This window comes from Kitasatospora setae KM-6054 (genome assembly GCF_000269985.1).
GTDB classification, from domain to species: domain Bacteria; phylum Actinomycetota; class Actinomycetes; order Streptomycetales; family Streptomycetaceae; genus Kitasatospora; species Kitasatospora setae.
Genome location: NC_016109.1, coordinates 3008161 through 3020479 on the forward strand (window position 1 = coordinate 3008161; position 12319 = coordinate 3020479).

7 protein-coding genes, 1 tRNA gene and 3 pseudogenes are annotated in these 12319 nt (G+C 75.2%); 7 read left to right on the forward strand and 4 right to left on the reverse strand.

All coding sequences use genetic code 11. From position 1 onward, the window contains the following. Positions 1–99: 99 nt before the first annotated feature. Entirely contained in the window at positions 100–1869 is a 1770-nt protein-coding gene (locus KSE_RS13210; protein ID WP_033259851.1) for a hypothetical protein, read from the reverse strand. Between the two features lie 222 nt (positions 1870–2091). Next, positions 2092–2595, reverse strand: coding sequence for a universal stress protein (locus KSE_RS13215; protein WP_014135813.1), 504 nt, complete (start codon positions 2593–2595; stop codon positions 2092–2094). An 848-nt stretch (positions 2596–3443) separates the two neighbouring features. On the opposite strand from KSE_RS13215, the gene KSE_RS38355 reads away from it, so the two are divergent. After that, positions 3444–4412, forward strand: a complete 969-nt coding sequence (locus KSE_RS38355) for an HAD family hydrolase (RefSeq protein WP_106437924.1) — start codon at positions 3444–3446, stop codon at positions 4410–4412. Positions 4413–4495: 83 nt separating this feature from the next. On the opposite strand, the pseudogene KSE_RS13225 reads toward KSE_RS38355, so the two are convergent. Beyond that, positions 4496–5340: pseudogene (locus tag KSE_RS13225) on the reverse strand (helix-turn-helix transcriptional regulator). Positions 5341–5560: 220 nt separating this feature from the next. On the opposite strand from KSE_RS13225, the pseudogene KSE_RS46325 reads away from it, so the two are divergent. The 6 genes and pseudogenes from KSE_RS46325 to KSE_RS13250 all read left to right on the forward strand — a co-directional run. Beyond that, positions 5561–5989: pseudogene (locus KSE_RS46325) on the forward strand (NAD-dependent epimerase/dehydratase family protein); the annotation flags it as partial. Positions 5990–6083: 94 nt separating this feature from the next. After that, positions 6084–6476, forward strand: a complete 393-nt coding sequence (locus KSE_RS46330) for an NAD-dependent epimerase/dehydratase family protein (RefSeq protein WP_407927482.1) — start codon at positions 6084–6086, stop codon at positions 6474–6476. 1013 nt (positions 6477–7489) lie between these two features. Further along, positions 7490–8560: pseudogene (locus KSE_RS39970) on the forward strand (helix-turn-helix domain-containing protein); the annotation flags it as partial. Between the two features lie 625 nt (positions 8561–9185). Further along, complete coding sequence (gene orn, locus KSE_RS13240; protein WP_014135819.1) at positions 9186–9788, forward strand: oligoribonuclease; 603 nt, start codon at positions 9186–9188, stop codon at positions 9786–9788. Positions 9789–9902: 114 nt separating this feature from the next. After that, positions 9903–9978, forward strand: a tRNA-His gene (locus KSE_RS13245). Positions 9979–10154: 176 nt separating this feature from the next. Continuing rightward, positions 10155–10601, forward strand: a complete 447-nt coding sequence (locus KSE_RS13250) for a DUF4442 domain-containing protein (RefSeq protein WP_014135820.1) — start codon at positions 10155–10157, stop codon at positions 10599–10601. A gap of 134 nt (positions 10602–10735) precedes the next feature. Here the strand turns inward: KSE_RS13250 and KSE_RS13255 are convergent, their stop codons facing one another. Continuing rightward, positions 10736–11800: a LacI family DNA-binding transcriptional regulator gene (locus KSE_RS13255; protein WP_014135821.1), complete on the reverse strand. Its 1065-nt coding sequence runs from the start codon at positions 11798–11800 to the stop codon at positions 10736–10738. Between the last annotated feature and the right edge of the window lie 519 nt (positions 11801–12319).

Below are 12319 nucleotides of genomic sequence, written 5' to 3' on the forward strand. Positions count from 1 at the left end.
GCACGCCCCTCCGCTCCGTCAGCGTCGGCACCGCCGTCACATCCGGCACCACCGCTGCCGGTGCGGACAGTGCGGCCAGTACGGCCGGAATCGCCCCGGTCACCGCCGCCTCCGGCCTCGACCTCGGGTGGTGAACGCGGCCGCCAGTACGCACAGGATCGGCAGGACGAGCGCCAGCATGAGCATCATCACCTCGGTGCTGTCCCAGGGGTCGTCCTCCTCCCCCGGCGGCCAGTCCCCTTCCGCGAACTGGCTCTGCGCCTGCCCCTCCGGGGACCGTCCCGCAGCGGACGCCGACTGCTGTGGGAGGGGGCTGACCGGGGTGCTCGCCCCCGGTGTGACCCCCCGGCTCGGGCCCGGGGACGCTGCCGCCTGGAGGCCCGCCACACCCCCGAGGTTCGCCACCATGCCACCGACCTGGCTCCCGGCCCGGGGACTTGCCGGACCGGCCTGCCCCGACGCGGTGAAGGGCGAGGCCGGCCGGGCGAAGGCGCTCCCGCCCGGCAGCAGGGCCGGCGCCTGCCCGGGGAGGAACGGGGCTAGCACCTGCCCGCCCAGGGCCAGGGCCCCGGCGGCCCCGGCCGCCGCAGGCAGACCCGGCGCTGCGGCGCCGGGCTGCCGACCCGGTGCGGCGGCCAGCGGCTGGGAGCCGGGCGGGACGGACACCGGGAGGAGTCCCGGCGGGACGGAGTCCCCCGAGGACGTCGGCGGCGTGCCCGCGTTCCCGCTCCCGCCCGCTCCCGCCGTCCCGGGTCCGGCGCCGGTACTGGTGCCGGGGCCCGTGCCGGTCGCGCTGCCCGGCCCCGGCCCCGTTCCCGTACCGGCACCCGGGCCGGGGCTGACGCCGTCGCCAGGGCCAGGACCCGTACCGGAGCCCGGACCGGTACCCGGGCCGGTGGGCGCGGGTGCGCTCGGCTCCTGGGTCGGCGGGGTCGGCCGTAGCCCGTCGTAGGCCCCGTCGGCCTCGGCGGAGACCCGGCGGGGGGCTTGGCGGCGGCCGTCCGGGCCGACGGTCGCGTCGTCCGCCAGGCCGTCCGCGTGGGCCCTGCCGGTCTGGCGGCCCGGGCGAGCGGTACCGGTCGCCCGGCAGTCGACGGCCTGCCCGGGAGCGATGGTGCGGCTGCCGTCGAGGCCCTGGCAGTCCACCGCGCCAAGCCCAGGCAGCCCTTCGGTGATCGAGGCGGCGGTGATCGGGACGTCACCGAACGCCTCCAGGCGGTACTGGAGTTCGATGGTACCGCCGACGCCGGTCACCGCCCTGGTCGCGGGCCTGCCAGCGGCTCCGGCGGTGGTTTCCGCAGAAACGTGGGCGGAGGCTGCGGAGGTGTGGGCGGAGGCGTCGGAAGCCGCTCCGGTCGGGTCCCCGGGAGTGGCGCTCGGGGCTGTTCCGGGCATGGCCCGGCGGGACAGGCCCGTGCCGGAGGGCGTGCCCACCCGGGTGAGGCGGAGGCCCGCGGTGATGCCCAGGTAGCCGGTGGACGCGTCGGCGTGCGCCTGGGGCAGGCCGCCGGGCGCGTCGGCGACCGCCGTGACCCGGGCGGTCTGCGGTCCGGCCGCGGCGGTGAAGGTGGTGGTGCAGTCGAGGGAGCCACCGGGCGGAATGCTCCGGTCCGCCCCGCACGAGAGGCGGCCGTCGGGCAGCTGCGGATCGTTCAGCAGCACGTTGCCGAGCGGGTACTCGGCGTGGTTGCTCAGGTGGTAGGTCCGGGTCGCCGTCTCCCCGCTGCGGAGTCGCACGCCCGGGTCGTTGCCGGCGTTGGTGCTGATGTCCAGCCGCAGTTCGTTGCGCACCTCGCCGCCGCGCTTGCTGCCAGGTTCCGACGCCCAGCCGCCCAGGACGGCGGGGGCCAGCATTGCGACCCCGAGCATCGCGGGTACGGGACGGCGGGGAGCGGCCGCCGCGATGCGTCGCACGGCTGTCAGTACGTCGATATGACGATTGGTCACCTTGGCATGATCAATCAAACGGTCGATCGGGGGCCGTCACGGCGCACCGGTGGGACCCGGAACGACTCGATCGGCCCATAGTGCCGGTCGGCCCGGCAGCGGGCGCGGGTCGTGTGCCCCGACGGACAGTGCCGCTCGGGCCGGTCAGGGGATGACGATCACCGGGCGGTTGGCGCGGCGGGCGAGCCGACCGGAGACGGAGCCGAAGATCTTGCCGAGCAGGCCGTGGGTGCTGCCGACCACGATGGCGTCCGCGGCGTACTCGCGGCCGACCTCCTCGATCTCGTGGCAGATGTCCCCACCGCGTTCGACCAGGATCCAGGGGACGCCGGAGAGGAAGTCGGCGCAGGCGAGTTCGAGGCCGAGGATCTCGGTGCGCTGGTCCGGGAGGTCCACGAAGACGGGTGGCTCGCAGCCGGCCCAGACGGTGGTGGGGAGCCGGTTGGCGACGTGGACGATCACCAGGCCGCAGCGGGAGCGGCGGGCCATGCCGACGGCGTAGGCCAGGGCCCGCTCGCTGGAGAGCGAGCCGTCGAAGCCGACCACCACACCGTGCTGGAACTGCGGGTCGCAGGCCCGCGAGCCGTGCTCCTGGAGCAGCGGTTCGCCGTCGCGGCGGCCGGTGGCGGGACGGGATCGGTCGGTCATCGCGTCCTCCGCTGTACCGGGTCGAGGTCCGGCGACGGCGTCGGCCGCCGTTCCGGGGATGTCGCGTACGGGGATGTCGTGCTCGGGAGCATCCCGCTCGGGGATGCCGTGCTCCGGTCCGGCGTCGGAACCGGGCGGCTCGCGACGAGAGGCGCCGGGGCGGCCGGACCCGCCGGCGGGCGGCGGGACGCCGCGGCCCCCGGCGGCGGGCCCGGCTGGGTGCGGGCTGCCGTGAGGGGAAGCGGAAGGCTCTTGACCGGCCATGGCTCAAAACTCTTCGACTGAAACGGGCCTACACGAAGGGACGCGGCGGCGGGCCGCCCGACCCCGGTGACAGGGGCGGCAGCGATGGTGACGCGTTCGGGAACGACTACCACCGTTTGGCGACCTGTGCCTTTCAGAGTACGGCTCGGGACGGGCCCCGCCCAGCGGCGGCGCCCTCGTGCGATCAGGTTCCCGCTTGTGGGGGAGACACACGCCCAGGCGTGCGCCCCCGCGCGACGGGTTCCCAGGAGCTTGACCGACGGAACGCGCTGTGCGCAACAGGGCGCCGACACAACGTGACCCGACTGTCATCGCCCCTGCCCGCAGGTGGTGTACGGCAGTTGTCGTAGCCGTGCGCCCGTCCGGCGCCTGTCCTGCGCCCGTCCGAGCCGACGATCGAGCCGGTACTCGGGTCGGTACTCGGGTCGGCGGTCAAGCCGGGGGCGGCGACTGGGGCCGGCCGGTTTTCGGATCATGGTCCGAGTTGCGTGCGTACCAGCCGGATTCGGCCAACTCGCGGAAATTCCACCCGCCTTTGGCAATTGCCAGGTGCATACGAGGCGGCCGCTGGCAGCATGCTCGACATGCCGCTGCTCCTGCTCGACCTCGACAACACCTTGCTGCCCAGGGATGCCGCGTTCCGGGCCTGGGCGGAGGACTTCCTCGCCGAGAACGGCCTACCCGCCGGGGACCTCGACTGGCTGATCACGCTCGACGGCAGCGGCTACGTACCGCGCAGCACGGTACTGGGTGCGGCGAAGCGCCGCTACGGCCTCGACCGGTCGGCCGAGTCGATGCTCGCGCACTACCGGCTCGGGATCAACTCGCACATCCGGTGCCCGGATTCGCACGTCGCGGCGCTCCGGGAGGCGCGTGAGGCGGGGTGGACGCTGGGGATCGTCAGCAACGGCGGGACGATGCCCCAGCTGGAGAAGATCCGGCGGACCGGGCTCGCCTCGCTGGTCGACGGCTGGGTCATCTCGGAGGAGGCCCGCTGCCTGAAGCCGGACCCGTTGATCTTCGAGATCGCGGTGCGCCGGTGCGGGTTCCGGTCGGCCGGGGACTGGAAGGCGCAGACCTGGATGGTCGGCGACTACGGTCCGGCCGACGTCGCGGGGGCCGTGGCGACGGGGCTGCGCAGCGCCTGGCTGCACCACGGGCGGCCGTGGGCGGAGCGGGCCTACCGCCCCACGGTGAGCGTGCCGAACCTGCCGGAGGCGGTGCGGGTGATCCTCGGCGCAGGCGCGGTCGAACGCCCCACCGCCGGCCGGGGGTTCGCCGCGGTCGCGGCCGCCGCGGCCGGTCGGGTCCAGCGGCCGCACGGCCGCCTGGCCATCCCTGCCTCCCGGCTGGCGCCGACCCCCGCCCGGGTCACCGCGCACGCCCTGGGCGCGTCCGGCGCCGCGGGCGTCCAGGGCCCGTCGAAGGTCCCGCTCGGGCAGCCGGTCGCGCTGGCGAAGGCCGTCCCGCTCGCACCGGTCGAGCCCGTTCCGGCACCGTCCGCCGTCGCCGTCCAGGCCCGCTGGGGGGACGCCTCGACTGCGGCGGGGTGAGCCCCGCCGCAGTCGAGGGACGGTGAACCGGATGACTCGGACGACGCACGTCTCGCTTGCGATGGACGGAATGTGACGGACAGTCAGTCTCGGGTCGCGTCCGTTTCGGCACCCAGGCCGCGCAGGAGGTCGAGGCGGCTCGCGGCCTCGCTGCCGGCCCGGGCAGTGTGCACCAGGAGGGGTTGGCCCTCGCCCGCGGCCGCGAGCACTTCGCGTTCGAGGTCGAGGGGGCCCACGGCGGGGTGCGGGACGGTCTTCCGGGAGCTGCGGCGCACAACGACCTCGTGGCGACTCCAGAGGTCTTCGAACTCGGCTCCGTTCGAGCGGAGTTGGTGCAGGAGTTCGGCGATCCGGGGATCCTCGGGGCGGGCGGCGTGCGCCGCGCGGAGGTTGGCGACGTGAGCACGGGCGATGGCCTCGTGCTGCTCGGCCGGGAAGCGGGTCCGGAGTTCGGGGGCGGCGAACCGGCGCAGGGCGATGTTGCGGGCGGCCGGCGGCACCGCGGAGAGGTCGCCGAAGACGGCGGCGGCCATCGGGTTCTGGGCGAGCGCGTCGCCGAGGTCGGAGACCACCTGCGCCGGAACGTCGTGCAGACGGTCGAGGATCAGCGGCAGCCCGGGGCGCATGTGGTCCAACGGGCTTTGCTGGCACCGGGGTTGGTGGACAGCCAGGTGGAAGAGGTGGTCGCGTTCGTCCTCGGTCAGCCGCAGGGCGCGGGCCAGGGCGGCGAGCAGCTGCGGGGACGGCTGGGGCCGCGGCGCTGTTCGAGCCGCGCGTAGTAGTCGCCGGAGAGCCCGGCTGGCTGGGCGACCTCCTCGCGGTGCAGCCCGGGGGTGCGGCGGCGGGCGCCGGGGGCCAGGCCGAGGTCGGCGGGGGTGAGCCGGGCGCGGGAGCGGGTCAGGAAGTCGGCGAGTGCCGGGCGGTCGATCACCCCCACCAGGATGGCCGGGCCGGGGCGGGGGCAGCCAGGGATCGCCGATCCCTGGCTCGGGAGGTCTCTGCCACCGCCGGTCCGGCGCGCCCAGAGTGGTGCCCCGGGGCCGGAACGACCGGCCCGGAGGTCCGGTACCGGGCCCCGCCGCGGCGAAGCGGCGGGTCGGCGGGTGCCGGCGGACTCCCCGGAGGCGACGGGCGGGGAGACGGTGGACATGAAGGCGGCGGGAGTGCGGCGGATCCTGGTGACGAGGGCGTCCGGGCAGGTCGGCCGCCGACTGGTGCCCCGGCTGGCGGGGTGGGCCGGGCCGGGGGCGGTACGGGTGCTGGTGCGGGACGCGGGGCGGGCCGACCGGCTGCGGGCGCTCGGGGTCGAGGTGGCGGTCGGCGACCTGCGCGAGGAGGCGGACCGGCGGTGGGCGCCGGCGGACGTGGACGTGGACGTGGTGGTGAACGCGGCGGCGGCGCTGCGCGGGGTGCCGGACGAGGCGGCCTGGGCGGTCAATCGGGACGCGGCGGTGGCGCTGGGCCGGGAGGCGGCGGAGGCGGGGGTGTCGCGGTTCGTCCAGGTCAGCACGGACCTGGTGCACGGCCGGGGGCTCGGTCGGCCCGCCGTGGAGGAGGACGTGCCGGCACCGCACCCGGCGTGGAGCGCGTACCCGGCGTCCAAGGCGGAGGCGGGGGCGGGCCTGCGGGCGCTGGCCGACCGGTCGGCGGGGGCGCTGCCGCTGGTGGGTGGTGCGGCTGGCGATCGTCCACGGGGAGCGGGACCCGCACCTGGAGCAGTCGCCGGCCTGGGCGGCGCACTGGCCCGCCGAGCAGCGGCTCGCCGTGGTGCACCACGCGGACGTGGCGCGGGCCCTGTGGCGGGCCGCGGTCGCCCCGGGCGCCGCCGGGCGCACCTTCAACGTCGCGGACGACGCCCCGCTCACCGCCTGGGACCACCTGTACCGGCTCAACGGCCTGGTCCACCCGTCGGGTTCGGCAGCGGGGACGGCGGCAGCGGGAACGGCCGGAACGGGGTTCGACCCGTGGGAGGGCCAGGTGTCGACCGAGGCGGCCCGGCGGGAGCTGGGGTGGCGACCGGTGTACCCGTCGGCCTGGGCCGCGGCCGACGCGGGCGCGCTCTGACCCCGGCGGGCCCCGGTCCGGCGGACGGCTGGCGGGGCGGCTGGCAGGGTCGGCACGGGGCGTAAGGGGGCGGGGCGGCGAGGGGATCGGATTCGGACGAATGTGCGGCGTCCGGGTCGGCGGGGTGGGCTGGTCGGGACGGGGCGGGCCGGCGGGGCAGCCGGGGTGACTGGGGGCGGTGGTGTGGGTGAGGTGGAAGTGGAATGGAGGGAACCAAGTGACGGAGCGTGAGGTGAGGGACGTTCAGGAGTGGCCGGTTCGGGTCTGGCCCGGGGGCTGGCGGGGCGCGGGGATCATGGCTCAGGTGTGCGCTGTGGCGCGTGGAAGGTGGTTTCACGCCCCCTGTTTGAACCGCATGTTTTCGGCCAACTTGCCTCCCACCCCTGCCGTTCGGGCAAATCCGCAGCACACAGCGGACGGTGGGTGCACCGTCGACGGGTGAATCGCCGACGGGTCGTGCGACAACCGGCCACGCTTGTCCGCGCCCCCTTCACAGCGGGGTCGACGGGTGCCACGCTTCGTGATCGAATGCTTCACGCCAAATTGCCATGTCGACATAGCGCCGGATGGTGAACTTGTCACAACGGCAACGGTCCACCAAGTAGATTCGATCTTGGCTCGCAGAGCGGCAGCCGAGACCACCACACCACCGAGGGGGCTGGAGCGCCTTGAGCAGGGTGAGCAGGAGCGACGCGGGTCCTGAAAGCGGCCGCCAACCGTCGTCCTATCCCGGTGGCACGGCGAGACTCGGCAAGTTCGGTGGCGCGTCGGCCGGTTCACCGGCCGCTGCTCCGAGTGGTGGTCAGCTTCAGGGTGGCAACGCGGCGGTGACGGGCGGTCAGTACCCGTCGGCGCACTCTCCCTCCCCCACCGTCTCCGGCCACGGCAGCCTCACCCCGGGTGGACACGGCAACCACGGCGTTCACGGTTCCCACGGCTCGCACAGCGGTCACGGCGGAGCGGGTGCGGCCGTCGCGGCGGACCCGCTCTCGGCCGCGGCCGGCCCGGGCGCGCTGTCCTCCCCGCGCAAGCTGGCCGGGCGGCGGCGGCGCGAGACGGTGGCGGTGCTGCTGTTCAGCGGGGCGCCGATCTTCGAGAGCTCGATCCCGCTGTCGGTGTTCGGCGTGGACCGGCAGGACGCCGGCGTCCCCCGCTACCGGCTGCTGGTGTGCGCGGGCGAGGAGGGCCCGCTGACCACCACCGGCGGGCTGACGCTGACCGCCCCGTACGGGCTGGAGGCGCTCTCCCGGGCGGGCACCATCGTGGTGCCGGCCTGGCGCTCGATCTCGCAGCCGCCGCCGGTCGAGGCGATCGCCGCACTGCGCAAGGCCCACCACGAGGGGGCCCGGATCATCGGCCTGTGCACCGGCGCCTTCGTGCTGGCCGCCGCCGGACTGCTGGACGGGCGCCCGGCGACCACGCACTGGATGTACGCGCCGACGCTGGCGAAGCGCTACCCGCGGGTGCACGTCGACCCGCGCGAACTGTTCGTCGACGACGGCGACGTGCTCACCTCCGCGGGCACCGCGGCCGGCATCGACCTGTGCCTGCACGTGGTGCGCAGCGACCACGGCGCCGAGGCCGCCAACGCGCTGGCCCGCCGGCTGGTGGTGCCGAACCGCCGCGGCGGCGGAGGTCAGGCCCAGTACATCGACCAGTCTTTACCTGAGGAGATCGGCAACGACCCGCTGGCCGAGGTGGTCACCTGGGCGTTGGAGAACCTCAACCAGCAGTTCGACGTGGAGGTGCTGGCGGCCCGCGCGTACATGTCGCGGCGCACCTTCGACCGCCGGTTCCGCACCCTGACCGGCAGCGCGCCGCTGCAGTGGCTGATCACCCAGCGGGTGCTGCAGGCGCAGCGGCTGCTGGAGACCTCGGACCTGTCGGTGGACGACGTCGCCCGGCGCTGCGGCTTCCGCTCGCCGGTGGCGCTGCGCGGGCACTTCCGGCGGCAGCTCGGGGTCTCCCCGGCGGCCTACCGGACGACCTTCCGGGCCCGGCGTCCGGCCGTCGGCGGGCCGGTGGCGCCGCAGTCGCAGGGCGGCGCGGCCGAGCGCGGCCCGCTCCAGGGCGGGCACCCGCAGCCGCCCCACGGGCCGGTGACGCACGGGCAACACAACCAGCACGGGCAGCACGGCCAGCCGGCCCCGGGCGGGGTCGGTACGGGTGGCGCGGGCGGCGGGGCGAACGGTCCCGGCGCGGGCGCGGCGGGGCGGCAGCGTCCGCGTCCGCTGGTGCCGCCACAGGCCGGTCCGCCGCCGGGCGCCTTCGGCGGGCGGGCGCCGGAGCGTCCGGTCGACCCCCGGTACGCGGGCCGGGCCGCCGGCCAGGCCGCCCCGGGCGGCCAGCCGCACCAGCCGGGCTCCCACGGCCAGCCGGGTCAGCCCGGTCAGCCGGGCCCGTACGGCCAGCCGTCGGCCCAGCAGGGGCCGCCGCCCGCGCACGCGCACGCGCAGCCCTCGCCGGGGCAGCCGGTGCGGCCGAGCGCGGCGTACCCGGGCGGGCGCGGGTCGGCGGAGCGTCCGGACCGTCCGGTGGAGCACGCCATCGCGGAGGATGCCGACGGCGAGCAGCCCGGCGCCCGGGGCCGGCAGGCGGCGCACCGTCCGGAGTCCGAGCCGGAGCGCGGGGCGCGCGGGGCGGCGGACTTCGGTCCGGACGGGGCGCGTGCGGTGTCGGGGGCGCGTGATCGCGCCGTAGGGTGAGGGCGTGAATGACCGTCTGGTATGGATCGACTGTGAGATGACCGGCCTCGACCTCGATCGGGACGCCCTGATCGAGGTCGCCGCCCTGGTGACCGACTCCGAGCTGAACGTGCTCGGCGAAGGCGTGGATGTGATCATCCGCCCGCCCGCCGAGGCGCTGGAGGGCATGCCCGAGGTGGTGCGGCAGATGCACACCGCCTCGGGCCTGCTCGACGAGCTCGCGGACGGCCTGACCATGGCCGAGGCGCAGGAGCGGGTGCTGGCGTACGTCCGCGAGCACGTGCCGGAGGCCGGCAGGACCCCGCTGTGCGGCAACTCGGTGGCCACCGACCGCGGCTTCCTGTCCCGGGACATGCCGGAACTGGAGGGGCACCTGCACTACCGGATCGTGGACGTCTCCTCGATCAAGGAGCTGGCCCGCCGCTGGTACCCGCGCGCCTACTACAACAGCCCGCAGAAGGGCGGGAACCACCGCGCGCTGGCGGACATCCGCGAGTCGATCGCCGAACTGCGCTACTACCGCGAGGCGGTGTTCGTCCCGCAGCCCGGCCCGGACACCGACACCGCGCGGGAGATCGCCGCCCGCCACCAGTTGCCCACCACCTGACCAGCGGGCCGGTCCGGGTGGTCGGGAAAACCCTGGCGCGAGCACCCCTCGGCATCCTGTAGAGTTCTTCCTGTCGGAGCGGGAACGCGAAAGCGGGAAAGCACCTGACAGATGGTGGGTGTAGCTCAGTTGGTAGAGCACCTGGTTGTGGTCCAGGTGGCCGCGGGTTCGAGTCCCGTCACTCACCCCAGAGCACAAAGGCCCCGGTCGAGAAATCGACCGGGGCCTTCGTCGTTCCCGGGGGCGGCCCGAACCCCGTTGGCCGAAGGCCGGGTTGGGGTGCGGGACGGCGGGCGGGCGCGCGGGCGCACGGGCGGAGTCGCGCGGGCCATGGACGACCAAGCTACCCGCAAGTAACATCAGGGCATGACCTCTACCCCGATCGGCGAGCTGCTCACCTCCACCGTCCCGATGGTGAAGACCCTGCAGCTGGAGTACCTGGAGACCACCCCGGAGCGGGCCGTGCTGCGGCTGCCCGACCTGCCGGAGTACCGGAACCACGTGGGCGGGCCGCACGCCGGGGCGATGTTCACGCTGGCCGAGTCCGCCAGCGGGGCGATCGTGCTGGCGGCGTTCGGCGACCAGTTGGGGCGCGCGGTGCCGCTGCCGACGGTCGGCGAGATCTCGTTCAAGAAGCTCGCCCGCGGCGTGGTGACCGCCACCGCGACGCTCGGCCGCCCGGTCGCCGAGGTGATCGCCGAACTGGACGAGGGCAAGCGCCCCGAGTTCCCGATCACCGTGGAGATCACCCGCGAGGACGGCGCCGTCACCGGCGTGCTGGAGATCGTCTGGACGCTGCGCCCCAACTCCTGAGCCCGGATGCCCTCGAAGCCCCGCGCGGCGGAGCACGGCGCGCGGAGGCGGCAGCAGGCCCACCGCGCACGCCGAACCCCACACCCACCGGGCCCCCGCGCGGGCCGCGGCCGCGCCGCCGACCGTGCCCGCCGTCAGGCGGAGTCGCGGACGATCAGCTCGGTCGCCAGCACCACCTGCCGCCGGGCCCGGCCGCGTTCGTGGATCTCGTCGAGCAGCAGGCGGGCCATGGTGCGGCCCATCTCCTCGATCGGCTGCCGGACGCTGGTCATCGGCGGGTCGGTGTGCCGGGCGACGATCGAGTCGTCGAAGCCGATCACCGCGACGTCGTCGGGGATCCGCCGCCCGGCGGCCCGGAGCACCTGCATGGCGCCGGCCGCCATCACGTCGGAGGCGCAGAAGACGCCGTCCAACTCGGGCCTGCGGGACAGGAGTTCGCGCATCGCGATCCGGCCGCCCTCCTCGGTGAAGTCGGCCAGGCCGACCAGTTCCTCGTCGTAGGCGTGGCCGGCCTCCTCCAGGGCCCGGCGGTAGCCGCCGAGGCGGGCCTGGGCGACCTCCATGTCGAGCGGGCCGGTGAGGGTGGCGACCTGGGCGCAGCCGCGCCGGAGCAGGTGGCGGACGGCCATCCGGGCGCCGCCGGCGTTGTCGGCGTGGACGTAGCTGAGCGGTTCGAGGTCACCGCGCCGGCCGGCCAGCACGGAGGGGATCTCCAGGCTCTCCAGCAGTCCGGGCAGCGGGTCGTCGCGGTGCACCGAGACGACCAGCACGCCGTCGACCCGCTGGGCGGTGAGGTAGGCCGAGAGCCGGTCGCGCTCCCGCTGGTTGCGGACCAGGATCAGCAGCAGCTGCATGTCGGTCTCGGCGAGTTCGGCCGAGACGCCGCTGATGATGTCGGAGAAGTAGGGCTCGGAGAACAGCCTGGTCTCGGCCTCGGGCACGACCAGCGCGATCGAGTCGGTGCGCGAGGTGACCAGGGTGCGGGCGGCCCGGTTGGGCACGTAGCCGAGTTCGGCGATGGCGGCCTGGACGGCTTCGCGGGCCTTGGCGCTGACCCTCGGGGAACCGTTGATGACCCGGGAGACGGTGCCGCGGCCGACGCCTGCCAGCGCGGCCACCTCCTCCAGGGTGGGGCGCGCGGTGGCTCTGCCGCCGGCGCCCGGGTGGAGCGCGTCGGGGCGCTGTGCGGTCGGGCTCATCGCTACACCTCTCGTGTCTCTGAGACGGATGGGACAGGTCGGACGGACGGGACGGACGGGTCGGTCAGGTCGGTCGGGGCGGGCGGGACGTGCCGCGGGCGGGGCGGGCGGGACGTGCCGCGGGCGGGGCGGAGCGGTTCCGTGCGGGCCCGCCCCGGCCCCGCACGGAGTGTTCATTGTGGCCGGTCCCGCGGTGTTTCCGACCATCCGGCCCGCCCCCTGACCGGCCCCGGGACAGCCCGCGGACGCCGACGGCGGCAGCAACGGGGGCGGAAACGCTCCGGCAACGTTTATGTCACCACGTCTTGACACTCACCCCCGCGACACAGCAACCTTCCGGCATGCCCAGCTGTGGGAGCGCTCCCACACTGTAGCCAAGATTCGGCGCACCAAGAACACCCACGAAGCTCTCGTTTCCAGCCCGGCCAGCACCGCGGAAGACCGCGGAAGACCCACGGAAGACACCCGGCGGCAATCCGGCGGCAACCCGGACGGCCACCGAGCAGGCACCGGGCCATC

What these genes read in the sequence shown, in the direction of transcription:
- KSE_RS13210 (WP_033259851.1), bottom strand. Translation starts at nt 1,869, where the DNA reads ATGCTCGGGGTCGCAATGCTGGCCCCCGCCGTCCTGGGCGGCTGGGCG.
- KSE_RS13215 (WP_014135813.1), bottom strand. Translation starts at nt 2,595, where the DNA reads ATGACCGACCGATCCCGTCCCGCCACCGGCCGCCGCGACGGCGAACCG.
- KSE_RS38355 (WP_106437924.1), top strand. Translation starts at nt 3,444, where the DNA reads ATGCCGCTGCTCCTGCTCGACCTCGACAACACCTTGCTGCCCAGGGAT.
- KSE_RS13250 (WP_014135820.1), top strand. Translation starts at nt 10,155, where the DNA reads ATGACCTCTACCCCGATCGGCGAGCTGCTCACCTCCACCGTCCCGATG.
- KSE_RS13255 (WP_014135821.1), bottom strand. Translation starts at nt 11,800, where the DNA reads ATGAGCCCGACCGCACAGCGCCCCGACGCGCTCCACCCGGGCGCCGGC.